This window comes from Maribacter sp. PR66 (genome assembly GCF_028464205.1).
Lineage (GTDB): Bacteria > Bacteroidota > Bacteroidia > Flavobacteriales > Flavobacteriaceae > Maribacter > Maribacter flavus.
On record NZ_JAQPCH010000010.1, the window covers coordinates 22,981 to 47,713 of the forward strand.

Here is a 24,733-nt window from a genome sequence, read left to right on the forward strand (position 1 = left end):
AACCTTTGCCTAAAGCAGTTCGTCCAATAAATGTAAATGAACAAGCCTAGCGACCAACTATTGATAGAACGTGCCCAAAAAAGGGATATATCCGCTTATGAAAAATTAGTGGATAGATATAAGCATATGGTCTTTACTTTGGCGCTAAGGTTGGTTGGAAATAGGGAGGATGCGGAAGAGGTAGCACAAGATACCTTTATAAAGGTATATAGTGCATTGACTACATTTAAAGGAGAGAGCAAGTTCTCTACCTGGTTATATAAAATAGCCTATAGAAAGGGTCTTGATTGTCTTAAAAAACATAAATCGCAGCCCCAAACGAAAGGTTTTGATATGCAAGATACATCTGCCTTGTACCTATCTCCGGAAATATGGAATAAAATAGAAATAAAAGAAAGAAGAAAGACAATAAAAAGGGCTATAGAGGAACTGGATAATGAAGATAGTGTATTAATAACCCTATTTTATTATCAGGAGCTTTCCCTTGTTGAAATTTCCGAAATAATAGGTATTGAAGCCAACACCGTAAAGGTGAAAATACATAGGGCCAGAAAAAAATTGGCATTAATTTTAAGAAATTCACTAGAACCGGAAACAATTCATAGCTATGAAAGAACAAGAAGATAAAGTATTGGATTTATTCCTAAAAAACGCAATCAAAGAGCTAAGACCTGAAGAAGTTTCTGAAAATTTTAATGAAAGACTGTTTCAAAGGATAGCACAATTAAATACAAAGGAATTAAAATACAAGCCTTTAATATCCAAAACAGTGTGGTTCTCACTTGCGCTTGTACTCATAGGCCTTTTAGGATTTGCATTCATTATGGAGCCAAATACCAACTTTTGGCTTTTTTCTTTAAAATACAATACAATTGGTAATCTAGATTTTTTTGATGTCCGATTGAGAGAAATCAAGTGGAATTCGTCCAGTTATGCTGTGCTAGGATTCGTCATTTTTATCTTGTTTCAAATTCTTTTTTTAAAGCATTATTTTTCTAAACACAGGGTGATAATCTAAATATGGGGATTTAAAATTTATTACTACATTTAAATCCATGACCTTCCTATCCTTTTTACTCTTCACCGGTTTTGTCGCTTTCTATGCGACCTACCAACTTCGTAAGGATAAACTAAATACCAAGGACGGTTATTTTTTGGGAGGTAGGTCCTTAACAGGCATCGTAATTGCGGGCTCTTTGTTATTGACCAACATTTCTACGGAGCATTTGGTGGGTATGAACGGTTCCTCGTATAGAAATGGGGCCATAATCATCGCCTGGGAGGTAACCTCAGCACTCGCATTGGTCATTGGGGCGCTCTATTTTGCTCCTCGGTATTTGAAAATGGGACTTACGACCATCCCAGAATTTTTGGAAAAACGGTTTGACGGCCTAACTCGGACCATCGTGGCCATGCTCCTCATTATTTCTTTTGTCGCTACGTTATTGCCCATAGTTCTATACACAGGTGCGCTGAACATTGAGGCTATTTTTGATATTTCCAACCTATTGAACCTAAGTAAGTCGCAAGGTATTTGGGTGACCATTTTAATAGTGGGCACTATTGGGGCCATCTATGCCATTTTTGGGGGACTCAAGATGGTAGCATATACGGATACCATCAACGGCTTTGGTTTGTTGGTCGCTGGTCTGTTGGTTCCCATTTTGGCACTCTTGGCCATTGGCGAAGGAAATTTATTCCATGGTTTGGGTGAGGTTTTCAACAATAGCCCGGAGAAGTTCAATGTAATCAGCACGGAATCCGGAGTGGGGGAAGGGGCAAGGTCTGCCATTCTACCTTTTGAAGTACTGTTTACGGGACTGATGGTCAACCAAATCTATTTCTGGACCATGCACCAGTCGATAATTCAACGGGTGTTAGGGGCCGTTAGCTTAAAGGAAGCACAAAAAGGATTGCTTTATACGGGATTGTTAAAAATATTGGTACCGCTGATCATTGTATTGCCAGGGCTGATTGCCTTTTATTATTTTGGGGATTCGTACTATGACAATCCGGATAGCGTATATCCCATACTTGTAAAAAAAGTGATGCCCCTTTGGCTGACCGGTTTCTTTGTGGCGGTCATGATGGGCGCTATTTTGAGTACCTTCAACAGTGCCTTGAACAGTGCGGCTACCGTTTTTAGTTTGGGAATTTATAAGCGTTACATTTTTAAGGAATCCAGCGACCAAAAGTTGGTAGGCATCGGGAAGTGGACCTCCTTGCTGCTGGCCGTTTTCGCAATTGGAATTGCTCCATTTGTGGCCAATGCACCTGACGGTCTGTACCAGCTCCTACAGCAACTGAACGGAATTTTCTTTATTCCCATTGCCAGCGTCATTACGGCCGGCTTTCTTTTTCCGCGGGTTTCAGCGTTTGGGGCCAAGGTGGGACTCTGTTTCGGACTTGTTTTCTATGTCCTCATGTACTTCATTTTGGAGGTGAACCTACATTTCGTTCATATTTGGGGCATTGAGTTTGTACTCAATATCGGCATTATGCATTTGGCTTCTCTGTATCGGCCTACAAAAGAACGATTTTCAATACAGGATGCCAACGTCTTGGATTTGAAACCATGGAAATATGCCAAACCTTTCAGCATTTTTCTTGTCCTAGTAACGGTTCTTATTTATTTTTTATTGGGAAATGTCTAGAATTGAGTAATTTGTTGTATCAAATTTAATAATCTCGAAAAAAAACGGTACAACCGGTTGAGCTGTTATATCGAGTGGAGTCGAGATGCGAGATCTAATTTATAAGTGATATTATGGAAGAAAAAACATTCAGGAATTACGATGCGCCCGATGTCTCCGTGGCCGTAAAAGAACATTATAGAAAAATGCGTCAAAACCAGACCTACGATTATGTGAAGCGCATGCATAAAAAATACCTCACTTTTGATAAGCCGATGGACCTTTGGGAAGCCATGGGACACTTGAACAGTTTGATAGATGTGAGCGATCCCGATCTCGATCTTCCCAATGTACAGCATCTGATTCAGAGTGCGGAGGCCATTAGGGCGGATAATAGACCCGATTGGATGCAGCTTACCGGACTTATCCACGATCTAGGAAAAATCATGTTCATGTGGGGCAGTGATGCCGATGGGACAAGTCAGGCCGAGCAATGGGGCATGGTGGGCGATGTATTCGTTGTGGGATGCAAGTTGCCTTCTTCCTGCGTATATCCCGAATTCAATGCCTTAAACCCTGATATGACGGATGCACGTTACAATACAACTACCGGTATCTATGAAGAAGGCTGTGGGTTGGACAATCTGGAACTGGCATGGGGACACGATGAGTATCTGTACCAGGTATTAAATAATCACAAGGAAAATACACTACCCGACGAGGCTATGGTCATGATCAGATATCATTCTTTTTATCCGTGGCATAGTGGCGGTAGTTACAAGGAATTGACCAATGAAAAGGACAAGGAATATTTGGAAATCATCAAGGACTTCAACAAATACGACCTGTATACCAAAAGTCAAAAAATATATGACTTGGAAGATGTAAGGGATTATTACCAGCCCATTGCCGAAAAATATTTGGGTAAAGGGCCTATTTATTGGTAATTATAATTGAAAAATTAAAAAGGGCCTCATCATTGAGGCCCTTTTTTATAGCTATGTTTCCTACTTTACCTCTCCTTTAGAGAGGTCAAAACTGCATGGCAGTTTTGGGAGAGGCTCCTATTTTACCATTTCATAACTCCGCTTGATAAAGTTCGTTAAGTCCGCACCCTTTAAAAGGCCCTTGGAAAGTTTGGCCAAATCCAAGGATTGATTGATCAAACGCTCTTTTTTCTTGGCGGTCTTGGTATTCAGGATTTCGCCTATCAATTCATGATTAGTGTTTACGATGAGGTTGTACATCTCCGGCATATGCCCCATCCCGAACATTCCGCCACCGGTCTGTTGCATTTCCTTCATACGGCGCAGGAATTCCGGCTCGGTGATCACGAATGGGGAAGCATCGCTATCCATGGCCTCCAATTGTATGGTATAATTGCTTTTTTCACCAAAAACAGCCTCCAAGTCAGCTTTTAGCTTTTCCTTCTCCTCATCGGATAACTTGGAGATTTGGGTATCCTCTTTTTGGATCAGCTTGTCGATATGGTCCGCATCCACCCTGGCAAAGGATATTTTCTCTTTGGTGGTTTCCAGTTTTTGCATCAGATGGCCGATAATGGGCGAATCCAACAACAATACCTCGTAACCCTTGGACTTGGCGGTCTCAATGTAACTATGCTGCGCCTCTTTATCGGAAGCATACAGAATGACCAATTTATCGTCCTTGTCCGTTTGGTTGGCCTTGATTTTCTCCTGAAGCTCCTCAAACGTATAATAGGCACCGTCAATACTTGGGTACAGCGCAAACTTGTCCGCTTTTTCAAAGAACTTATCTTCGGACAACATACCGTATTCAATGACGATTTTTATATCGTTCCATTTCTTCTCAAAATCCTCACGGTTGTTCTTGAAAAGGGAATTAAGCTTATCAGCAACCTTTCTTGTAATGTAAGAGGATATTTTCTTAACGGCACCATCAGCCTGTAGATAGGACCTTGAGACATTCAAAGGAATATCCGGTGAATCGATGACACCACGCAGCATGGTCAAGAATTCCGGTACAATACCTTCCACATTGTCAGTTACGAAGACTTGGTTCTGGTACAATTGAATCTTATCTTTTTGTATGTTCAGGTCGTTCGTAAGCTTCGGAAAATAAAGAATTCCCGTCAGGTTAAAAGGATAATCCACGTTCAAATGAATATGGAACAGCGGTTCCTCGAACTGCATGGGATAGAGTTCCCTATAAAAACTTTTGTAATCTTCGTCCTTTAAATCCGTTGGCTGTTTGGTCCAGGCCGGATTTGGATTGTTGATGATATTGTCCACTTCCTTGGTAGGGGCCGGATCGTCCTCTTTGGCACCTTCGGGTTTGGGCAAGGTCTCCGTTTTGGTCCCGAATTTAATGGGGACCGGCATAAACTTATTGTATTTTCTTAATAGCTCACGGATTCTACTATCTTCCAAAAACTCGGTGGAATCATCGGCTATATGAAGTATGATTTCCGTTCCGCGTTCTTTTTTATCCGATGGTTCAATGGTAAAGTTGGGTGAACCGTCGCAGGACCAATGCACTGCCGGTTCGTCCTGATAGCTTTTCGTGATAATCTCCACTTTATGGGCGACCATAAAGGCGGAATAGAACCCAAGGCCAAAGTGCCCGATAATACCGGCATCCTTGGCGGAATCCTCATACTTGTTGATGAACTCCTCGGCACCGGAAAAGGCAACCTCGTTGATGTATTTTTTAACTTCTTCCTCGGTCATACCCAGACCTTGGTCAATGACGTGAAGTTTTTTTCCCTTTTTGTCGACCTTAATTTCGATCAAAGGATTGCCATACTCCACTTTTGCCTCTCCAATAGCGGTTAAATGCTTTAGTTTAAGGGTAGCATCCGTAGCATTGGATACCAATTCTCGAAGAAAGATTTCATGATCGGAATACAAAAACTTCTTTATGAGCGGAAATATATTGTCTACCGAAACATTGATTTTACCTGTAGCCATTATTTTGAATTTTTATATTAGTTGCAAACACCTTTAGACAAAAAAAATACCATACTTAAAGAAGGTGACAAACTGACACCCTGGTATAGCACAAAACTTTAACAAAACTTTTGTTTAATTATTTTTCATAAACATTAAACATTATTTAATTTTACTTGTGATTAGGAAAGAAAATGCTATGAAAAAGTTTTAATCATAATCACGTTTGATTATTTATTGGTTAGGTTGTTTGAAAACGTGCTTTCCCCCCGAAGGCACGTTTTTTAGTCTAACATCAATACATTTTTTGCTATAAATCTTTACACGCAATACTACATATTATGGCTACCAAGAATAAAAAGATTACCAAGGAAGAAATTATTTCAAAGTACATGGACTATGTTTTGGAACATGAAAAGGAGCCCAAAACGGTCTATAAATTCTGTAAGCAGCATGAAATTCCGGAAGCGGATTTCTACAAATTCTTTGCCTCCATTCCCGCTATCAAGAAGGGTATTTGGGACACCTTTTTCACCAATACGCTTGCATTGATGCAAAAGAACAAGGACTATGAATCCTTTGCAAATAGGGACAAATTGTTGACGTTTTTCTACACATTTTTCGAGATGTTGACCCTCAACAGAAGTTATGCCCTTTTTACATTGAACCAAGGCGGCAACCAGCTTAAGAACATGGAGCAACTAAAGGGATTGCGAAAGCACCTGAAGGAGTTTGCCAAAGAGTTGATCGCAGATGGTAATAAGCAAAAAACGTATAAAATAACCAAGCACAACCCTTCTATTTTTTCGGAGGGGGCTTGGGTCCAATTCCTTTTTCTGTTAAGATTTTGGATGAACGATGAATCTCAAGGATTCGAAAAAACGGATTTGGCCATTGAAAAATCCGTCAACACGGTATTTGACCTTTTTGACAATACCCCATTGGACAACATCGTAGATTTTGGGAAATTTCTTTACAAGGAAACATTTGCTTAACCTAATACCATTCAAGATTGAAGACTCTCGATAAAATCCCTACCGGAAAAATTGAACGCGCCAGCAAACTGATCAAGACCGGTGTAAAAATTGGCGGGAATTATGCCAAATATTATGGCAAGAAAATAGTGAACCCAGATTTAACGAGGGATGAACTGGATAACGATAATGCCGGTGATATCTATGACGGACTTAAAAGTCTAAAGGGCAGTGCATTGAAGGTTGCACAAATGTTGAGCATGGAGAAAAACCTATTGCCCAATGCCTATGTAGAAAAATTTTCACTTTCACAGTTTTCAGTACCGCCTTTATCCGCACCGCTGGTGCGAAAAACATTCAAAAAATATCTGGATAAATATCCGGAGGAAGTGTTCGATTCCTTTGAAAAGGATTCCGTCAATGCGGCGAGTATCGGACAGGTGCACAGAGCCAAAAAGGACGGGATGGACTTGGCAGTTAAAATACAATATCCTGGAGTGGCTCAAAGCATAAGCAGTGATTTGGCCTTGGTAAAGCCAGTGGCTTTGCGAATGTTCAACCTTCAGGGAAAGGATTCTGATAAATACTTCAAGGAAGTGGAAGACAAATTATTGGAGGAAACCAATTATCTGCTGGAAATTTCGCAAAGCAAGGAAATTACAAACAAATGTAGCCATATAGAAAACTTGCGATTTCCTAACTATTACGAGGCACTTTCCAGCGAGCGTATCATCACAATGGATTGGATGACGGGTACCCATTTAGGGGAATTCACAAAGACCAGTTTTTCCAAAGAAACGGGCAACAAACTGGGCCAGACTCTATGGGATTTTTATATGTATCAAATTCACGGTTTGCGCAAGGTTCATGCGGATCCACATCCGGGTAATTTTTTGGTAAATGCCAATGGGGAGTTGGTCGTCATCGATTTTGGTTGTATCAAGGAAGTTCCGGACGATTTCTATAACCCCTATTTTGAATTGGCCAAGAAGGAGAATATTTCAAACGACGCCATTTTCACCCAAAAGCTCTATGAACTTGAAATTTTGACCCCTTCCGATACCGATACCGAAATAACCTTTTTCAAGAATCTTTTTCACGAAATGTTGAGCCTCTTCACATCGCCGTTCCATGAGGAGACTTTTGACTTTGGCAGTGCCGATTTCTGGGGGAAAATTGCGGCACTGAGTGAGCAATATGCATCGGATAAACAGATACGTAAAATGAACGGTAACAGGGGTTCCAAGCACTTTTTATACATGAACCGGACCTTCTTTGGACTCTATAATCTACTCAACGACCTAAAGGCTGAAATTCAGGTAAATCATTTTCAAAAGTATTTATAGTGTAACAAGCTTTTCCAAAATGAATGCGAAATTCGGAATTGTTGTTATATTGCACTGCCTGAACAGCAGTGAATTCGGCTAAATTTTACACTATGTACAATTCAAAAATTACAGGGTTAGGCTATTATGTCCCCGATAATGTAGTAACCAACGACGATCTATCCAAAATAATGGATACGAATGACGCTTGGATTCAGGAGCGGACGGGAATCAAGGAACGAAGGCATGTCATAAAGGGCGAGGATACCACCACGACCATGGGCGTAAAAGCGGCCAAAATTGCAATTGAACGTGCCGGAATCGATAAGGATGAAATTGATTTTATTGTATTCGCCACCTTGAGTCCGGATTATTATTTTCCCGGGCCAGGGGTTTTGGTACAGCGAGATTTGGGGATAAAGACCGTTGGTGCCTTGGACGTGAGAAACCAATGTTCCGGATTTGTCTATGCGATTTCGGTGGCGGATCAGTACATAAAAACCGGAATGTACAAGAATATTCTTGTTATTGGTTCAGAACTTCATTCCCACGGATTGGATATGACGACACGAGGTAGGGCTGTTTCCGTAATTTTTGGCGACGGTGCCGGTGCCGCCGTTTTGAGTAGGGCAGAAGGTCAGGATCAGGGAGTACTTTCGACCCACTTGCATTCAGAAGGACAACACGCAGAAGAACTCTCACTAATTGCGCCCGGAATGGGAAAAAGATGGGTTTCTGACATAATTGCCGATAACGACCCAAACGATGAGTCTTATTTCCCCTATATGAACGGACAATTCGTATTTAAAAATGCCGTGGTACGTTTTAGCGAAGTTATCATGGAGGGCCTTAAGAAAAATGGATTGCAACCAACGGATATAAATTTATTGGTTCCGCATCAGGCGAATCTTAGGATATCACAGTTTATCCAAAATAAATTTGGCCTTACCGATGATCAGGTGTTCAACAACATTATGCGTTACGGAAACACAACAGCTGCTTCTATACCCATCGCGCTGACCGAAGCTTGGGAAGCTGGAAAGGTAAAGTCTGGAGACTTGGTGGTATTGGCCGCATTTGGAAGCGGCTTTACGTGGGGCAGTATCATTATCAGATGGTAGATAAGCCACTTCTAACAATTTCTTGGCTTGTGTAGTTGAAGACCAAGATATTTTTCCTCGGATTAAGCTGGGAAGGCTTGTAAACACTGTATATAGAATAAAAAACCCGCAACCTAGGCCACGGGTTTTCCTGAGGATAAACACTTGAGGGGAAACCAACCAATCCCCTGGCAAAGAGCATTCCTTGGTATAATAGACTTATAAAATGGTTTAATGTTACAGGTTCGGCAATCTTTAAATGTCCATTATGCCCTTAAAAAGTGAAACCCGGACAAATGCCCGGGTTTCTTGCTGATAAGCTATACTAAACACTAACCATTAACTATAAATATATAGCAATATCAACGTCTTCAATATTTTGCAACAAATAAATGTAAACCTTCTTGTAAGAAGTATAACAATTTAAAGACTATTATTACTTTAAAAAGTTACAGAACTTATAAAATTTAACACCCTGATAAAGATGGATACAACATTAGTATTTGGAGCATCCTTAAAACCAAACCGTTATAGTAATTTGGTGATTCATAGATTGGTCGGTCAAGGAATAAAAACCGAAGCTTTCGGTTTAAAATCTGGAATTATCGGGGGAGTGCAAGTTAAAACCAAAATAGAAGATTTCCAAAATATTCAGACCATAACTCTTTATTTAAATCCAAATAATCAAAAAGGATATTACGATGCCATTATCGGTTTACGTCCAAGGCGCGTAATCTTTAACCCAGGCACTGAGAATCCTGATTTTCAGAGATTACTGGAATCCCAAGGTATAGAAGCCCAAGTTGCCTGTACTTTGGTTTTGCTGGCGACCGGTCAATATTGAAGTTAATTTAATTGCTTATAGTATCCGTATCAGGATTTTTTCTGATAAGCCATAGGCCAATGAAGGTTAAAAGTCCGTTCAAGGGCAGTAGCTCATATCCAAATTCGTAGCCACCTAAATAGTCGGTCGGTATTTTCGCCAAACCGATTATTATCAATACAGCAACCAAAGCCACGGCCCAAGCAAAATTATCCCTTATTTGATGTTTGGTGAAAATCCCAAAGGCGAATAATCCAAGTAGGGGTCCGTAGGTGTAGGAGGCAACCGTCAATAATCCGTCGATAACGTTTCTATCCAATACGTATTTAAAGGTAATTACCACCAAAATCAACAAGATGCTCATGCCAATATGTGTTCGCCTGCGAATTTTCCTTGCCGCTACTTCAGATTTTTTTGCCGTCCCCAAAAAATCTACACAAAAGGAGGTGGTCAATGAAGTCAGGGCACTGTCAGCACTACTATAGGCCGCAGCTATAAGGCCTAGCATAAAAGTAATGGCCACGGTAATTCCCAATCCGCTGTTCAGGGCAATTTCAGGAAAAAGTAGGTCGGTCTTTGGTTGACCGTCCATTAGAGGCATTTCAATTTGATATTTATCGGCGTAGATAAACAAAAGGGCTCCCAAGAGCATAAATAGAAAGGTCACAAAAACAAGGACAAAACTAAAGGACACCATGTTTTTTTGAGCCTCCTTCAAATTTCTACAGGTGAGGTTTTTTTGCATCATGTCCTGATCCAATCCGGTCATACAAATAGTCACGAACATCCCCCCGATAAAGGATTTTAGAAAGTGGTTTTTTGCAAAGAGATCATCCAAGACAAAGGTCTGGCTGTATTTGGCAAGTTCTTCGGATTGTAGAAAATCCCCCAAACTCCATTCTAGTTTGTTTAGGATAAAGTAGATGGAAAGCCCAACGGAAACCAACATGAACAAGGTCTGCAAGGTATCCGTCCAAACGATGGTTTTTATACCCCCTTTAAAAGTATAGATCCAGATCAATAGGATGGAAAGAGTAACCGTAATTTCAAACGGCACGTTCCACGCGTCGAATACGAATTGCTGCAAAACGATGGCGACCAGAAAGAGTCGAAAGGCGGCACCCAAAACTCGGGATACAAAAAAGGAAATCGCCCCAACTTTATAACTTACAAAACCGAACCGGCTATCCAGGTATTCGTAAATGGAGGTCACATTTTGCCTGTAGTAGATGGGAAGCAGCACATATGCCGTTACAAAGTACCCCACCAAATAACCAAAAACCACTTGTAGGTAACTGAATTTGGATGCGTCCACCCACCCTGGAACGGATATAAAGGTAACCCCCGATAACGAAGCGCCCACCATTCCAAATGCAACCAAATACCAAGGGGATTGCTTTCCTGCCTTGAAGAAATCCTCATTGGAATCGTTCTTTCCCGTAAAGTAGGAAATCAGGAGTAGTAATGCAAAATAGCTTCCTATAAGAAGCAGAATATGGGATGCAGTCATGGGAATTTATTTGTGGTCAAAGTACAAAAAGTAAAAATAGTGCGTAATTTTACCGGAAACTCAAAGCAATGGATTTTTCTTCCAAATTACTGGAAAATGCCGTCTATGAAATGTCACAATTGCCTGGAATTGGTAAGCGAACTGCGCTACGATTGGTGTTGCACTTGCTAAAGCAGCCGGAGCGCCAGACAGAAAATCTATCCAATGCCTTGACGAAATTGAGAACTATGGTGCAGTTCTGTAAGAAGTGCCATAACATTAGTGATACGGTACTTTGTGAAATTTGTTCCAATCCAAAAAGGGATGCCTCCCTAGTCTGTGTGGTAGAAGATATAAGAGACGTAATGGCCATTGAAAATACTGGCCAGTATAGGGGATTGTATCATGTGTTGGGCGGTAAGATTTCACCCATAGAAGGCATGGGCCCCCAGGATTTGACCATATATTCTTTGATAAATAAGGTGAAAGAAGGGGAAGTACAAGAGTTGATTCTTGCGTTGAGCTCTACTATGGAAGGGGACACTACCAATTTCTATATCTTTAAACAATTGGAGGGTACAGGGGTCAAAACCTCTACCATTGCCCGAGGGATTGCCGTAGGGGACGAGTTGGAATATGCTGATGAGGTTACCTTGGGGCGAAGTATTTTAAATAGGATTCCGTTTGAAGGAAGTTTTAGTAACAAGTAATCCACTTAATTCTGATATAAATTCAGTAAAGGGTGTTGTATTTTATTATTTTTGCAAAAACAGTATAAAAAATAGACCTTAGATTATTGATATGTCAAAATTCGAATTGAAATTGCCAAGAATGGGTGAAAGTGTTGCCGAGGCTACATTGACCTCTTGGTTAAAGGAAGTAGGCGAAAAGGTTGAAATGGATGAGGCCATCTTTGAAATAGCAACGGATAAAGTGGATAGTGAGGTTCCCAGTGAGGTGGATGGTGTGCTTATCGAAAAAAGATTTGAAGTTGATGATATTGTCAAAGTAGGGCAGGTAGTAGCTGTAATCGAAATTACAGGGGAAGCGGACGGAATAGTTGAAGATACGGACAATACGGAGGAAACGTCAGATGAGAAACTGGCCTCCGTGGCCGAAGAGGCCGTTGTGAAGGCCCGCGAAACGGTTGGGAGTCCCGTTCCCGACTATACTTCTTCAGAGCGATTTTATTCACCGCTGGTAAAGAACATTGCCAAAGAGGAAGGGGTTTCCCTTGCCGAACTGGAGGCTATATCCGGTACCGGGAAAGAGGGAAGGGTAACAAAGAATGACATCTTGGATTATATTTCGGGAAGAAGCAATGGGGCCCAGGTCGCGACCCAACCCAAGAAAACTCCCGAAGCCCCCCAGCCCGTCCAAACCAAAAAGGAAGAGGTATCGGCACCACCAAAAATTGTGGAAAAGGAAGAATCCCAGATAAAAGTTGGAGCAGGCGACGAGATTATTCCCATGTCAAGAATGGGCAAATTGATTGCCAAGCATATGTCTGACAGCGTCTCCACTTCGGCGCACGTTCAAAGTTTTATAGAGGTAGACGTAACAAATATCGTTAACTGGAGAAACAATGTGAAGGATGCCTTTGAAAAGCAGGAAGGTGAAAAACTGACATTTACGCCCATTTTTATGGAAGCGGTGGCCAAGGCTTTGAAGAAATACCCCATGATGAATATTTCAGTGGATGGGGACAATGTGATTAAAAAGAAAAACATCAATATAGGGATGGCGGCCGCCCTGCCGGATGGCAACTTGATAGTGCCCGTAATCAAAAATGCGGATCAATTAAACCTTGTAGGTATGGCCAGGGTAGTCAATGATTTGGCGGAGCGGTCTAGAAAAAATGCCTTAAAACCGGATGAGGTGCAGGACGGTACCTATACCGTGACCAATGTAGGTACCTTTGGAAGTGTTTTTGGGACGCCCATAATCAATCAGCCGCAAGTAGGAATCATGGCCCTGGGTGCAATACGAAAGATTCCTTCAGTAATAGAAACGAAGGAAGGTGATTTCATTGGCGTAAGAAGTAAGATGTTTTTGTCTCACAGCTATGATCATAGGGTGGTAAACGGAGCTTTGGGCAGTATGTTCGCCAAGGCAGTTGCGGATTACCTCGAGGCTTGGGACGTAGACAGGGAAATCTGAAAGTAATAAGTATTTTAAATAAAATGTTAGGATTAACACAAAACTAACATCTTTTTTATTCATTAGATTTTAGCTTTGTGTCTTACCAAGCCCACAAATGTTAAGACCATTATCCTTATTTTTCAAACATCATTTTGAAATCCTAGTTTATTTATTTATTTATTTTCTGATTCCATTTTCTACAATTGCTCAAGAAATCAAGAAGGAAGAGACTCAAATGAGGCTTTTCATTGATTGTAATTGTGATAGAAACTATGTAAGGCAGGAAATTCCATTCGTTGACCATGTCAGGGATCAATCCTTGGCAAACGTACAATTGTTTATCTATGATGTTGGCAACGGAAGTGGAGGGCGGACTTATTTATTGGATTTTAAAGGAGCACAAAACTATACCGAAATTCAAGGTGAGATTTCTTATGAAACCACTCCCAATATGACCCCGGATGAGATAAGGAAAGGTTTGGTAGCCAAAATAAAACTGGGTTTGCTTAAATATCTTCTAGAATCGGATTTGGCCTATGAAATTACATATTCCATAAATAGCAAGGGTAACAGTACAATAGAGCAGATGAGTGTTGAAGATCCATGGAACAATTGGATTTTTGAAATTTATGGTGAAGCTGAGCTCTCTAAGGAGTCCAGTAGGAATGAGTTCGAATATGAAGTCGGATTTGAGAGTGATAGGGTAACTGAAAAATGGAGAATTCGTGCGGATTTGGAACTAAACCAGGCCACGAGCAGGTTTGAGCAGAATAATGAAACGTTCACTAGTGATAGGCTTCGTTATTCTGCAGATGGTAGTATAGTTAGAAGCTTGACAGATCACTGGTCGGCGGGTATTTTCGCAGGTGCACGTCACAATACTTTTACGAATCAAAATCTTTTTACTTATATACGCCCGGCAATAGAGTATAATATTTTTCCTTATCGTGAGGTTTTACAACGGGAACTGGTTTTCGCATATCGTATCGGCTACTTTTACAATAACTATATTGATACAACTATTTTTGAGAAAGATAACGAAGGTGTATTAGACCACTCTTTGGATGTTCAACTTAGATATCGTCAACCATGGGGTAATATTTTCACAAGATTAAGGGGTTCGACTTTCATAAAGGATTTTAATAAAAATAGAATTCAATTATTTTCAAGACTTTCCGTTCGTATATTCAAAGGTCTAGGTGTCACCTTTTCTGGTAATTTTGAAGTAATCCGTGATCAAATCAATTTGCCTGCAGGCGATGCTTCCATTGAGGATGTTTTACTACAACAAAAACAGATTGCTACGGATTTTGAACTTGGTTTTAGGGTGGGATTAAGCTATACTTTCGGTTCTGCATTCAATAATATTATCAACAATAGACTATAAATTTTATAAAAAAAGAGGTGTCGGGCATTCTAGGGCCTAACTCTTAAAACCTATATTTGCCATAAATTGGAATTCATGGAGCTAAAGCTTACCAGACCTATTTGTTTTTTTGATTTGGAAACTACCGGAACCAATGTGGCCAAGGATCGGATCGTGGAGATATCCATACTGAAGGTTTTTCCCAATGGCAATAAGGAAAGCAGGACCTGGTTGGTAAATCCGGAAATGGAAATTCCTGAAGATGTAGTAGCCATCCATGGCATTTCAAACGAAAAGGTGGCCAATGAACCTACATTTAAACAATTGTCCAAGGATATTCATCGCATGATAAAGGACAGTGATCTGGCCGGTTTTAATTCCGATAGATTCGATATTCCCTTATTGGCAGAGGAGCTTTTGAGGGCCGATATCGATTTTGATATGAAGAACACCGTTTCGGTTGATGTGCAGACTATATTCCACAAAAAGGAGAAAAGGACCTTGGAGGCAGCTTATAAGTTCTATTGCGATAAGGACCTTACCGATGCCCATAGTGCGGAGGCCGATACAACCGCAACCTATGAAGTATTGCTTTCCCAACTGGAGCGTTACCCAGATCTTGAAAACAACATTAAAAAGCTTTCTGAATTCTCCAAAAGGAAGCAGTTCGTGGACTTTGCCGGTTTTATTGCGTTGGACGAGGAAGGCGATGAAATTTTTTCCTTTGGAAAGCATAAGGGAAGAAAAGTCCATGATGTGCTCGATAAGGAGCCAGGATATTTCGGGTGGATTCTGAATGCCGATTTTCCCCTGTACACCAAAAAGATTCTTACCCAGATAAAGTTGAGCAAACTCAACAATAAGCTTAGTTAGTAGATATAATATGAAGATAATCTGTATCGGTAGAAATTACACCGAGCACATAGAGGAACTCAAAAACGAAAAACCTACGGAGCCCGTCATTTTTATTAAACCGGATTCCGCAGTCCTTCCCAAAGAGCAGGAATTTTACATACCTGAATTTTCCAACGACGTTCATTACGAGGTGGAGGTGTTGGTCAAGATAAAGCGCGTAGGGAAACATATTAAGGAGGAATTCGCGGGAACCTATTACGATGAAATAGGTCTAGGAATCGATTTTACCGCAAGGGACCTACAGTCGAAATTGAAGGATAAAGGCTTGCCCTGGGAAAAGGCGAAAGGTTTTGATGGTGCAGCTGTCATTGGTGAATGGATGCCAAAATCCAACTTTAAGGACCTGAACAACCTAAATTTTAGTTTGTTGAAGAACGGGGAGGCCGTTCAAAAGGGAAATACCTCGCTGATGTTGTGGAAAATAGACGAAATAATATCCTATGTGTCCACGTTCTTTATGCTGAAAAAGGGAGATGTTATTTTCACGGGAACACCTGCCGGAGTTGGCAAAGTAAGTGCAAATGACTACCTTACAGGTTACTTGGAAGAAGCGGAACTTTTTAACGTCAAAATAAGATAATGATATATAGTTTGGACAAGATCAACGAGATGGCAGATGGGGACCAGGAATTTATACTATCCGTCATTTCTGTTTTTTTGGACGAGGTCCCCGAGGATTTGGAGGGACTTGAAGCCGCTATACAGGAGCGGGATTATGAAAGGACCTACCAACTGGCCCATAAGATAAAGCCCAATGTTGATTTGTTGGGTATGGAGCAGACTAGGGCCGCAGCTCTGGAAGTGGAGACCCTAGCGAAACAAAGTGCTCCATGGGAAGCTATTGAAAAAACCTTTCCTATTCTTAAAACCGATATCCATCAGGTCATCGGGGAGTTAAAAAACGACTTTGAGCTCTAATGTTCGCTGATATCATTACCATTGGCGATGAGATACTCATTGGTCAGATTATTGATACCAATTCGGCGTTCATTGCCAAGGAACTCAATAAAATTGGTATTTCCGTATACCAGATTACTTCGGTTCAGGATGATCGCGAACACATACTACAGGCTTTGGTGGAATCCAAGGCCCATGCGGACATCGTCATCGTTACCGGGGGGTTGGGCCCTACCAAAGACGATATCACCAAGCATACCTTCTGTGAATTTTTCAATGACGAACTTGTAGAGGACAAAAAGGTTCTGGCACATGTTGAAAACCTGTTCGCCAAGTATATTTCCAATACCCCAATTTCAGATTTGAACAGAAAGCAGGCCTGGGTTCCCAGCAAGGCAAAAGTTTTGCACAATGAAAACGGAACGGCTCCCGGCATGTGGTTCTATGAGGATGGGACTACCTTTATTTCGCTGCCAGGGGTTCCTTTTGAGATGAAACACCTCATAAGGGAAGTAGTGGTTCCAGAGTTGGTCAGGTTCTACGATAGACCGCATATTATCCATAAAACCATTCATACCTACGGAATGGGAGAGAGCGCCATTGCCCAAATAATAGAGGAATGGGAAAATAACCTTCCAAATTTCGTCAAATTGGCCTACTTGCCCAGTTTGGGTAAGGTACGGTTGCGGCTTACCGCCAAAGGGACGGACTATTCAATCCTTTCAAGTGCCATAGAATTGGAATCACAGAAACTATTTCCATTGATAGGAGATATCATTCTAGGCTCTGAAGAGGACGAGGAGCTGGAAGAGACAATTTCTAAACTGTTGATCGAGAAAGGATTGACTTTGTCCACTGCCGAAAGTTTTACAGGAGGGACCATCGCCAGTCATCTTACGGCCATACCGGGAGCTTCGGCCTATTTTAAAGGGAGCGTGGTCAGTTATGCCACGGAGACAAAAGTGAACGTATTAGGCGTACCCCAAGCATTGGTGGATACCTATTCCGTCGTGAGCGAGCAAGTGGCCATGGCCATGGCGCAAGGCGTTAAAAAGTTGTTGGATACTGATTTTGCTATTGCAACTACGGGCAATGCCGGTCCCACAAAAGGTGACTCAGATGCCAATGTTGGAACAGTCTACATTGGTATTGCATCGCCCACCCATGTTTTTGCCCTAGAATTTAATATGGGAAACCAACGGGAACGAATAGTCCAAAAGTCTGTTAATAAGGCATTTGAGTTACTTAAAAAAGAAATTTTAAAAATGTGAGGTGTATTGTTGGCTGAAAGATAAAAATGATATAAATTTGCACCCTGTTTAAAAGAAAAAATTCGGCATAATGTCAAAAGTTTGTGAAATTACGGGAAAGAAGGCGATGGTAGGTAATAATGTTTCCTTCTCCATCAACAAGACGAAAAGAAGGTTTGATGTAAATCTTTCCAAAAAGAGATTTTACATTCCGGAGGAAGACAGATGGGTTACTTTGAAAGTTTCTACAAGAGCGGTAAAACTTATCAACAAAAAAGGTATCTCTGCCGTTTTGAAGGATGCAAAAGCTAATGGGTTGGTAAAATAACCTACAATTATAGGGTACAATGGCAAAGAAAGGTAATAGAATACAGGTAATTTTAGAGTGCACTGAGCACAAGGAGTCCGGAAAGCCAGGAACTTCTAGATATATTACTACAAAAAACAAAAAAAATACTCCTGAGAGATTAGAGATCAAAAAATTCAATCCTATCTTAAAAAGGATGACAGTCCATAAAGAAATTAAATAAGTAGGCCATGGCAAAGAAGACGGTAGCAAGTTTACAGACAAGTTCAAAAAGATTGACAAAAGCCATTAAAATGGTGAAGTCACCAAAAAGTGGTGCCTATATTTTTGTGGAATCGGTTATGGCCCCTGAAATGGTCAATGAGTGGTTGGATAAAAAATAACCAACTTTTGAAAAGTTTTAAAAGCCCCTTTCACTACGAAAGGGGCTTTTTAATTTTTATATTTGATAATCTATTGCATACAAGATGAGCTTATTTAAAAAGATTTTTTCTTCCGAAAAGAAGGAAACCTTGGACAAGGGACTGGAAAAGACGAAATCCAGTTTCTTTACCAAATTAGGAAAGGCCGTTGCAGGTAAATCCAGGGTAGATGATGACGTATTGGACAATCTTGAGGAAGTGTTGGTAACTTCAGATGTGGGGGTAAATACAACCTTGAAAATTATTGAACGGATCGAGGCCCGGGTCGCCAAGGATAAATACATGGGCACTGATGAACTCAATACGATTTTAAGAGAGGAAATTGCCGGATTGCTTTCTGAGACCCATTCCGGCGAAGATTCTGAAGTCCATGTTCCATCGGATAAAAAACCTTATGTGATTATGGTCGTGGGTGTCAATGGGGTAGGTAAGACCACCACCATTGGAAAACTGGCCTATCAATTTAAAAAACAAGGGCTTAAGGTAGTTTTGGGCGCGGCAGATACCTTCAGGGCGGCCGCTATAGACCAATTGCAGGTTTGGGCCGATTGCGTGGAGGTACCCATTGTAAAACAACAAATGGGAAGTGACCCCGCATCGGTCGCTTTTGACACCCTTAGCTCTGCCGTAAAGCAGGATGCGGACGTCGTCATCATCGATACGGCAGGAAGGTTGCACAACAAGGTCAATTTGATGAACGAACTTAGCAAGGTAAAAAGGGTCATGCAAAAAGTGGTGGAGAATACCCCGCATGAAGTACTCTTGGTATTGGACGGTTCCACCGGCCAAAATGCGTTTGAGCAGGCCAAGCAATTTACAAAAGCTACCGAAGTAACTTCTTTGGCCGTCACAAAATTGGATGGTACGGCAAAAGGAGGTGTCGTCATTGGTATTTCGGACCAATTTAAGATTCCCGTCAAATATATTGGGGTAGGAGAGGGCATGGAAGATCTTCAGGTTTTCAATAAATACGAGTTCGTGGATTCATTCTTTAATATGAATAGTTGAGAAAAATTGGGTTATTACTACTTGTTTTTAATGTATCCATTTGCACTTGGTCGCAAATAACCTACCCGAAGGCAAGCCCTTTTTCAAAACTGGAGCAGGAAATAGGGCTTTCAAAAATCACCTTGGAATACTCTAGGCCGGCGGTACGGGGAAGGGAATTATTTGGCGAGCAGGCAGATGGTCAACCGGCACTGGTACCTTATGATCGAATATGGCGCGTGGGTGCCAATGAATCTACAAAGATTACTTTTGAACATGATTTTGTTGTAGACGGACATACCTTGCCCCAAGGAAAATATGCCCTCTATATTTTTCCATACAGGGAGTATTGGGAGGTGGTCTTTCATAAAAATACCGGCCATTGGGGCGATGGTCGTGCCAATTACGACCCAAGCGAGGACGCATTGCGGGTAAAGGTCGTACCCATCAAAACAATGCAATATCATGAAAACCTGCTGTTAACCTTTGAAAACATTACCCATAACAGTGCCCAGCTGATCATTCAATGGGCACGTACCAAAGCTGTTGTATCATTTGCTACGGATACCAAGCGAATCATGGAAAATGAAATCAGGGAAAAATTAGCAAATTCGCCAACTGGGCAGACCTATTATGAAATTGCCCGCTATTATCAAGAGGAAGGAATACGCCTTGATGAAGCCCTCCCCTATTTGGGAAAAGCCTTGCAAATGAATGGAAAGACCTATTATTTTTATAGGGTAAAGGCCCTGGTCGAAGGTGATTTGGGCGATTATACAGCTGCCATTGAATCGGCAAAAAAATCAATTCAATTAGCCGAAAAGGAAAATAAGGATGAATTTGTGCGGCTCAATCAGAAGGATATCAAGGTCTGGCAAGAAGAACTGAAGAATAATTGAAAAGTAATGTTATGAAGAAATTAAGTATGCTCTTTGTTATTGGACTTCTCTTATCGTGTAAAAATGAGTCGGCCGAACAGAAGGGCATTGTACTGTGGGAGCCCTACAATGATTCCGCCGAAGTGGCTGCAAATGCGGACCATGAGATATCCAGAATGCGCTACAAACTCATCCAATCCAAAGTGCTGGACAAGAACGATGTTTTTCTACCCCTATATCATGAGGTTTCCAAAATGACGGAAACCGAGTATGAGGCCTTGAAGCCTTTGATATTGGAGCAGGATATTTTCAGTATCCAGAAACACATTGATGCCAATACCCTGTCTTACGAAAAGCTGGTGTTGTTCTATCTCTATCGGATTTATAAATACGAGTTGAACAATGAAACAACCCTGAACACGATAATTGCACTGAATAAAGAGGTTGTGGCGGAAGCTCGAAAATTGGACGAACAAAAGAAAAAGGGGACACTCCCCGAAGTTCGACATCCTATTTTCGGGATGCCCATCCTGTTAAAGGACAACATCAATACGACCGGGATGAAAACCACGGCAGGCAGTATCGCGCTGATGAACAATGAGGTAGCTGATTCGTTTATAGTTCAACGTTTAAAGGAAAACGGTGCCTTGATTTTAGGGAAAGTAAATCTCAGTGAATGGGCCTATTTCCTGTGCAGCGGCTGTCCCGTGGGGTATAGTGCCGTGGGTGGGCAGACCTTGAACCCGTATGGAAGAAGGATATTTGAAACAGGTGGTTCCAGCTCGGGAAGTGGTACTTCGGTGGCCGCAAATTATGGGGTTGCAGCCGTAGGAACGGAAACTTCGGGCTCTATCCTCTCGCCAAGCAGTCAAAATTCGGTCGTCGGTTTAAAACCTACGATCGGACTTTTAAGCAGATCCGGAATTGTTCCTATCTCAAGTACCTTGGATACCCCGGGTCCCATGACCAAAAATGTAGTCGATAATGGGATATTGTTATCGGCCATGTTGGGATTTGATACATCGGATTCAAAATCCGTCAGAGAAGAATTTCCCGGGATACTTTCGGCCGGTCTACAGCCGGAAGATTTTTCCGTTATGCGTCTTGGCGCCATGGTACCTTTGATGGAACGGGACAGCATTTATAAGGAAACTATTGAAGCGTTAAAATCGGCTGGGGCCCATATTGTTGAATTTACGCCGCCTGAGGTGGATATGGATGGTTTTTTGAGCATTCTTAACATTGACATGCGAAATGACTTACCTGAATATTTAAAGGCGTATTCGAACCCTGAATCTGTAAAAATATCTTCCGTTGCCGATGCAGTTCATTTTAACAATACCGATTCCCTGACCCGAATTCCCTACGGTCAGGAGCTGTTTGAGGGTATTTTGGCCGACTCCACCACGGCGGAAGGTTTGGAGGAAATTAAGGCCAAATTGGAAAATAGTGGACGGACTTTTTTTGACACGGCGATGGATGCACATAATCTTGATGCTATTTTATCCATCAACAATTACCACGCGGGATATGCGGCCGTGGCAAAATACCCGGCCTTGACCATACCCATGGGGTATAAATCAAGTGGGGAACCCATTGGCCTTACCTTTATTGGTAAGCCTTTCTCAGAGGCACATTTGCTGCGGATTGGAAAAGCTTTTGAAACATCGTTTCCAAAAAGGAAAATGCCCAAGGATTATCAATAAACAGGCGTTTTATGAACCTCAGGATTTTTATACTACTTTTTCTAATTCAAGTCGGCATCATGAATGGACAGAAACGAATACGGGATTACGGAATCTATATCGGGGTCTTGAAAACCGGAAAATTCAATGCCATTACGGATGTTGAAGGAGTTTCAGTGGGGCACGAAACCCTGGTGGAAGGTGATAATATAAGGACCGGAGTTACGGCCATTCTACCCCATACCGGGAACATCTTCCAATCAAAGGTTCCTGCTGCTATTTACATTGGCAATGGTTTTGGAAAATTGGCGGGCTATAGTCAGGTAAAGGAATTGGGGAACATTGAAACCCCGATTATTTTGACCAATACGTTGAGCGTTCCTGCAGCCTCCGAAGCCTTGATTTCCTATACCTTGGATTTGTCAGGCAATGAAGACGTACGCTCCGTAAATTCTGTAGTAGGGGAAACAAATGACGGTTGGCTGAACGACATTCGAGGCAGACATGTACAACAGGAACACGTATTGAGTGCCATAAGAAACGCATCTTCCGGCCCGGTTAAGGAGGGAAATGTGGGTGCCGGCACAGGAACGATTTGTTTTGGATATAAAGGCGGAATTGGGACTTCTTCAAGGGTGCTTCCAAAATCCTTGGGCGGATTCACCGTTGGGGTTTTGGTGCAAACGAATTTTGGCGGCGTGTTGGAAATCAATGGCGCACCTGTTGGGAAGGAACTGAATACATATCCATATCGGGATAAAATCCTGAACGATGCCGATGGTTCCTGCATGATCGTCATTATGACCGATGCCCCACTGGACGCCAGAAACCTGGAGCGTTTGGCCAAAAGGGGAATGATGGGATTGGCAAAAACGGGTGGTATCGCCTCCAATGGAAGTGGAGATTATGTCATTGCGGTTTCCACCAATGAGGCTGTGAGGATAGTCCATACCAGTGACCGTAGGTTCAATACCATGGAATTGTTGCGAAACGATGAAATGTCGCCCTTGTTTTTGGCCGCCATCGAGGCAACGGAAGAAGCCATACTGAATTCCTTGTTTATGGCCAGTACCATGACCGGAAGGGACGGACATCAAATAGAGGCCTTGCCGTTGGATGAGGTGTTGCCAATACTTAAGAAGTATCGGTAAATTGAGTAATAAGAAATGTTGCCATTCAATTTTTTCAAGGTCTTTGGGTTCATCAAAAGTCCGAAGAAATAGTCGGTTGAAGCCTATTATTAACATTGCAAATCGTACTTTTGCACCCGCCTTGTAAAAAAAGGATAAAGTAAGATAGGTTATGCGGACAAAGACGCTAAAGAAGCATAAAATCAATGTGGTAACCCTGGGATGTAGCAAAAATGTCTACGATTCTGAGGTACTTATGGGCCAATTGCGTGCCAATGACAAAGAAGTGGTACACGAGGAGGAAGGCAATGTGGTGGTCATCAATACCTGCGGATTTATTGCCAATGCCAAACAGGAAAGCGTAAATACCATTTTGGAATACGTCCAAAAAAAGGAAGAAGGCTTGGTAGACAAGGTTTTTGTGACCGGATGCTTGAGCGAACGTTACAAGCCAGATTTGCAGAAGGAAATTCCCAATGTGGACGAATACTTTGGAACCAGTGAACTTCCCAATCTTTTAAAGGCTTTGGGAGCGGACTACAAGCACGAGCTTATTGGCGAACGTTTGACCACAACGCCTAAAAATTATGCCTATTTAAAAATTGCGGAAGGGTGCGATAGGCCCTGTTCCTTTTGTGCCATACCCCTAATGCGCGGCAAACATAAAAGCAAACCGATCGAGGAACTCGTCACGGAAGCGGAAAAACTTGCCAGTAATGGCGTAAAGGAATTGATTCTCATAGCCCAGGACCTTACCTATTATGGGTTGGACCTCTACAAGAAAAGAAACCTGGCAGAACTATTGCGGCAGTTGGTCAAGGTTGAAGGTATTGAATGGATACGGTTACACTATGCCTTTCCAACAGGATTTCCTATGGATGTTCTGGAGGTGATGCGGGAGGAACCCAAGATATGCAACTATTTGGATATTCCGTTGCAGCATATTTCAGATAGCATTCTTAAAAGTATGCGTAGGGGAACTACCAAGGAGAAAACCACGCAATTACTAAAGGATTTTAGGGAAGCGGTACCCGGTATGGCCATCCGTACTACGTTGATTGTTGGGTATCCCGGCGAGACGGAAGCCGATTTTGAAACCCTAAAGTCATGGGTTGAGGAAATGAGGTTCGAGCGTTTGGGTTGTTTTACCTATAGCCATGAGGAAAATACCCATGCCTACAATTTGGTGGATGATGTTCCCGAAGAAGTGAAGCAGGAACGTGCCAATACAATTATGGAGATACAATCCCAAATCTCGTGGGAATTGAACCAGGAAAAAATAGGACGAACCTTCCGATGCATTATCGATAGAAAGGAAGGCAACTATTTTGTGGGCAGGACCGAGTTCGATTCACCGGATGTGGATAACGAAGTCTTGGTAGATGCTACCAAATACTATCTAAAACAAGGGGAATTCGTAGACCTCAAAATAGCAGATGCGGCAGATTTTGATTTGTACGGGGAGCCAGTTTAGAGTTGA

General features: G+C 41.8%; 25 protein-coding genes. 23 read left to right on the plus strand and 2 right to left on the minus strand.

Going from position 1 to position 24,733, the window contains the following annotated elements; translation table 11 throughout:
- Positions 1-36: 36 nt before the first annotated feature.
- The 4 genes from PP181_RS15250 to PP181_RS15265 all read left to right on the plus strand — a co-directional run bounded on the left by PP181_RS15250 (position 37) and on the right by PP181_RS15265 (position 3,580).
- Positions 37-627 (plus strand): RNA polymerase sigma factor, encoded by a 591-nt coding sequence (locus PP181_RS15250; RefSeq protein ID WP_138259256.1) that lies wholly within the window; start codon positions 37-39, stop codon positions 625-627.
- Entirely contained in the window at positions 608-1,018 is a 411-nt protein-coding gene (locus PP181_RS15255; protein WP_272637722.1) for a hypothetical protein, read from the plus strand. The genes PP181_RS15250 and PP181_RS15255 overlap by 20 nt, the downstream gene beginning before the upstream one ends.
- A gap of 37 nt (positions 1,019-1,055) precedes the next feature.
- Entirely contained in the window at positions 1,056-2,654 is a 1,599-nt protein-coding gene (locus PP181_RS15260; RefSeq protein ID WP_272637723.1) for a solute:sodium symporter family transporter, read from the plus strand.
- A 113-nt stretch (positions 2,655-2,767) separates the two neighbouring features.
- Positions 2,768-3,580, plus strand: a complete 813-nt coding sequence (locus PP181_RS15265) for an inositol oxygenase family protein (protein WP_272637724.1) — start codon at positions 2,768-2,770, stop codon at positions 3,578-3,580.
- A 117-nt stretch (positions 3,581-3,697) separates the two neighbouring features.
- On the opposite strand, the gene htpG is transcribed toward PP181_RS15265, so the two are convergent.
- On the minus strand, positions 3,698-5,584 hold the full coding sequence (gene htpG, locus PP181_RS15270; protein ID WP_272637725.1) for a molecular chaperone HtpG: 1,887 nt from the start codon (positions 5,582-5,584) through the stop codon (positions 3,698-3,700).
- 320 nt (positions 5,585-5,904) lie between these two features.
- On the opposite strand from htpG, the gene PP181_RS15275 reads away from it, so the two are divergent.
- The 4 genes from PP181_RS15275 (at position 5,905) to PP181_RS15290 (ending at position 9,806) form a co-directional block, all read left to right on the plus strand.
- Positions 5,905-6,558, plus strand: a complete 654-nt coding sequence (locus PP181_RS15275; protein WP_272637726.1) for a TetR family transcriptional regulator C-terminal domain-containing protein — start codon at positions 5,905-5,907, stop codon at positions 6,556-6,558.
- Between the two features lie 17 nt (positions 6,559-6,575).
- Positions 6,576-7,883 carry an ABC1 kinase family protein gene (locus PP181_RS15280; RefSeq protein ID WP_272637727.1) on the plus strand — a complete coding sequence of 436 codons (1,308 nt, stop codon included), beginning with the start codon at positions 6,576-6,578 and terminating at the stop codon, positions 7,881-7,883.
- Between the two features lie 92 nt (positions 7,884-7,975).
- Complete coding sequence (locus PP181_RS15285; RefSeq protein WP_272637728.1) at positions 7,976-8,983, plus strand: 3-oxoacyl-ACP synthase III family protein; 1,008 nt, start codon at positions 7,976-7,978, stop codon at positions 8,981-8,983.
- 463 nt (positions 8,984-9,446) lie between these two features.
- Positions 9,447-9,806: a CoA-binding protein gene (locus PP181_RS15290; RefSeq protein WP_154918582.1), complete on the plus strand. Its 360-nt coding sequence runs from the start codon at positions 9,447-9,449 to the stop codon at positions 9,804-9,806.
- Positions 9,807-9,813: 7 nt separating this feature from the next.
- On the opposite strand, the gene PP181_RS15295 is transcribed toward PP181_RS15290, so the two are convergent.
- The gene (locus tag PP181_RS15295) at positions 9,814-11,295 is read right to left on the minus strand and encodes a sodium:solute symporter (RefSeq protein ID WP_272637729.1); all 1,482 of its coding nucleotides are present in this window, start codon (positions 11,293-11,295) and stop codon (positions 9,814-9,816) included.
- A gap of 68 nt (positions 11,296-11,363) precedes the next feature.
- Between PP181_RS15295 and recR the strand changes: the two genes are divergently transcribed.
- From recR to rimO, 15 genes are all read left to right on the plus strand, one after another.
- A complete protein-coding gene (gene recR, locus PP181_RS15300; protein WP_272637730.1) occupies positions 11,364-11,984 on the plus strand; it encodes a recombination mediator RecR in 621 nt (206 codons plus the stop codon).
- A 91-nt stretch (positions 11,985-12,075) separates the two neighbouring features.
- Positions 12,076-13,434, plus strand: coding sequence for a dihydrolipoamide acetyltransferase family protein (locus PP181_RS15305; protein WP_272637731.1), 1,359 nt, complete (start codon positions 12,076-12,078; stop codon positions 13,432-13,434).
- 97 nt (positions 13,435-13,531) lie between these two features.
- Positions 13,532-14,803 (plus strand): hypothetical protein, encoded by a 1,272-nt coding sequence (locus tag PP181_RS15310; protein ID WP_272637732.1) that lies wholly within the window; start codon positions 13,532-13,534, stop codon positions 14,801-14,803.
- 75 nt (positions 14,804-14,878) lie between these two features.
- Positions 14,879-15,655 (plus strand): 3'-5' exonuclease, encoded by a 777-nt coding sequence (locus tag PP181_RS15315; RefSeq protein WP_138259243.1) that lies wholly within the window; start codon positions 14,879-14,881, stop codon positions 15,653-15,655.
- A gap of 10 nt (positions 15,656-15,665) precedes the next feature.
- Positions 15,666-16,277 (plus strand): fumarylacetoacetate hydrolase family protein, encoded by a 612-nt coding sequence (locus PP181_RS15320; protein WP_272637733.1) that lies wholly within the window; start codon positions 15,666-15,668, stop codon positions 16,275-16,277.
- The gene (locus tag PP181_RS15325) at positions 16,277-16,615 is read left to right on the plus strand and encodes an Hpt domain-containing protein (protein WP_138259241.1); all 339 of its coding nucleotides are present in this window, start codon (positions 16,277-16,279) and stop codon (positions 16,613-16,615) included. The genes PP181_RS15320 and PP181_RS15325 overlap by 1 nt, the downstream gene beginning before the upstream one ends.
- A complete protein-coding gene (locus PP181_RS15330) occupies positions 16,615-17,865 on the plus strand; it encodes a competence/damage-inducible protein A (protein WP_272637734.1) in 1,251 nt (416 codons plus the stop codon). Before PP181_RS15325 ends, PP181_RS15330 begins: the two co-directional genes overlap by 1 nt.
- A gap of 70 nt (positions 17,866-17,935) precedes the next feature.
- On the plus strand, positions 17,936-18,172 hold the full coding sequence (gene rpmB / locus PP181_RS15335) for a 50S ribosomal protein L28 (RefSeq protein WP_272637735.1): 237 nt from the start codon (positions 17,936-17,938) through the stop codon (positions 18,170-18,172).
- Positions 18,173-18,191: 19 nt separating this feature from the next.
- On the plus strand, positions 18,192-18,374 hold the full coding sequence (gene rpmG, locus PP181_RS15340) for a 50S ribosomal protein L33 (RefSeq protein WP_094997961.1): 183 nt from the start codon (positions 18,192-18,194) through the stop codon (positions 18,372-18,374).
- 7 nt (positions 18,375-18,381) lie between these two features.
- Positions 18,382-18,534 carry a DUF4295 domain-containing protein gene (locus PP181_RS15345; protein WP_272637736.1) on the plus strand — a complete coding sequence of 51 codons (153 nt, stop codon included), beginning with the start codon at positions 18,382-18,384 and terminating at the stop codon, positions 18,532-18,534.
- A gap of 84 nt (positions 18,535-18,618) precedes the next feature.
- A complete protein-coding gene (gene ftsY / locus PP181_RS15350; RefSeq protein WP_272637737.1) occupies positions 18,619-19,581 on the plus strand; it encodes a signal recognition particle-docking protein FtsY in 963 nt (320 codons plus the stop codon).
- Positions 19,578-20,459, plus strand: coding sequence for a DUF2911 domain-containing protein (locus PP181_RS15355; protein WP_272637738.1), 882 nt, complete (start codon positions 19,578-19,580; stop codon positions 20,457-20,459). Before ftsY ends, PP181_RS15355 begins: the two co-directional genes overlap by 4 nt.
- Before the next feature lie 11 nt (positions 20,460-20,470).
- Entirely contained in the window at positions 20,471-22,144 is a 1,674-nt protein-coding gene (locus PP181_RS15360; protein ID WP_154918591.1) for an amidase family protein, read from the plus strand.
- Positions 22,145-22,155: 11 nt separating this feature from the next.
- Entirely contained in the window at positions 22,156-23,274 is a 1,119-nt protein-coding gene (locus PP181_RS15365; protein WP_272637739.1) for a DmpA family aminopeptidase, read from the plus strand.
- A 151-nt stretch (positions 23,275-23,425) separates the two neighbouring features.
- Complete coding sequence (gene rimO / locus PP181_RS15370) at positions 23,426-24,727, plus strand: 30S ribosomal protein S12 methylthiotransferase RimO (protein ID WP_272637740.1); 1,302 nt, start codon at positions 23,426-23,428, stop codon at positions 24,725-24,727.
- The last annotated feature ends 6 nt before the right edge of the window (positions 24,728-24,733 follow it).

Excerpts from the sequence above, each read along its gene's own strand:
- ftsY (WP_272637737.1), top strand. The coding sequence starts at position 18,619 with ATGAGCTTATTTAAAAAGATTTTTTCTTCCGAAAAGAAGGAAACCTTG.
- PP181_RS15360 (WP_154918591.1), top strand. The coding sequence starts at position 20,471 with ATGAAGAAATTAAGTATGCTCTTTGTTATTGGACTTCTCTTATCGTGT.
- htpG (WP_272637725.1), bottom strand. The coding sequence starts at position 5,584 with ATGGCTACAGGTAAAATCAATGTTTCGGTAGACAATATATTTCCGCTC.
- PP181_RS15285 (WP_272637728.1), top strand. The coding sequence starts at position 7,976 with ATGTACAATTCAAAAATTACAGGGTTAGGCTATTATGTCCCCGATAAT.
- PP181_RS15265 (WP_272637724.1), top strand. The coding sequence starts at position 2,768 with ATGGAAGAAAAAACATTCAGGAATTACGATGCGCCCGATGTCTCCGTG.
- PP181_RS15255 (WP_272637722.1), top strand. The coding sequence starts at position 608 with ATGAAAGAACAAGAAGATAAAGTATTGGATTTATTCCTAAAAAACGCA.
- rpmG (WP_094997961.1), top strand. The coding sequence starts at position 18,192 with ATGGCAAAGAAAGGTAATAGAATACAGGTAATTTTAGAGTGCACTGAG.
- PP181_RS15330 (WP_272637734.1), top strand. The coding sequence starts at position 16,615 with ATGTTCGCTGATATCATTACCATTGGCGATGAGATACTCATTGGTCAG.
- PP181_RS15345 (WP_272637736.1), top strand. The coding sequence starts at position 18,382 with ATGGCAAAGAAGACGGTAGCAAGTTTACAGACAAGTTCAAAAAGATTG.
- PP181_RS15290 (WP_154918582.1), top strand. The coding sequence starts at position 9,447 with ATGGATACAACATTAGTATTTGGAGCATCCTTAAAACCAAACCGTTAT.
- PP181_RS15325 (WP_138259241.1), top strand. The coding sequence starts at position 16,277 with ATGATATATAGTTTGGACAAGATCAACGAGATGGCAGATGGGGACCAG.
- PP181_RS15260 (WP_272637723.1), top strand. The coding sequence starts at position 1,056 with ATGACCTTCCTATCCTTTTTACTCTTCACCGGTTTTGTCGCTTTCTAT.
- PP181_RS15250 (WP_138259256.1), top strand. The coding sequence starts at position 37 with ATGAACAAGCCTAGCGACCAACTATTGATAGAACGTGCCCAAAAAAGG.
- recR (WP_272637730.1), top strand. The coding sequence starts at position 11,364 with ATGGATTTTTCTTCCAAATTACTGGAAAATGCCGTCTATGAAATGTCA.
- rimO (WP_272637740.1), top strand. The coding sequence starts at position 23,426 with ATGCGGACAAAGACGCTAAAGAAGCATAAAATCAATGTGGTAACCCTG.
- PP181_RS15320 (WP_272637733.1), top strand. The coding sequence starts at position 15,666 with ATGAAGATAATCTGTATCGGTAGAAATTACACCGAGCACATAGAGGAA.
- PP181_RS15275 (WP_272637726.1), top strand. The coding sequence starts at position 5,905 with ATGGCTACCAAGAATAAAAAGATTACCAAGGAAGAAATTATTTCAAAG.
- PP181_RS15295 (WP_272637729.1), bottom strand. The coding sequence starts at position 11,295 with ATGACTGCATCCCATATTCTGCTTCTTATAGGAAGCTATTTTGCATTA.
- rpmB (WP_272637735.1), top strand. The coding sequence starts at position 17,936 with ATGTCAAAAGTTTGTGAAATTACGGGAAAGAAGGCGATGGTAGGTAAT.
- PP181_RS15305 (WP_272637731.1), top strand. The coding sequence starts at position 12,076 with ATGTCAAAATTCGAATTGAAATTGCCAAGAATGGGTGAAAGTGTTGCC.
- PP181_RS15315 (WP_138259243.1), top strand. The coding sequence starts at position 14,879 with ATGGAGCTAAAGCTTACCAGACCTATTTGTTTTTTTGATTTGGAAACT.
- PP181_RS15365 (WP_272637739.1), top strand. The coding sequence starts at position 22,156 with ATGAACCTCAGGATTTTTATACTACTTTTTCTAATTCAAGTCGGCATC.
- PP181_RS15310 (WP_272637732.1), top strand. The coding sequence starts at position 13,532 with ATGTTAAGACCATTATCCTTATTTTTCAAACATCATTTTGAAATCCTA.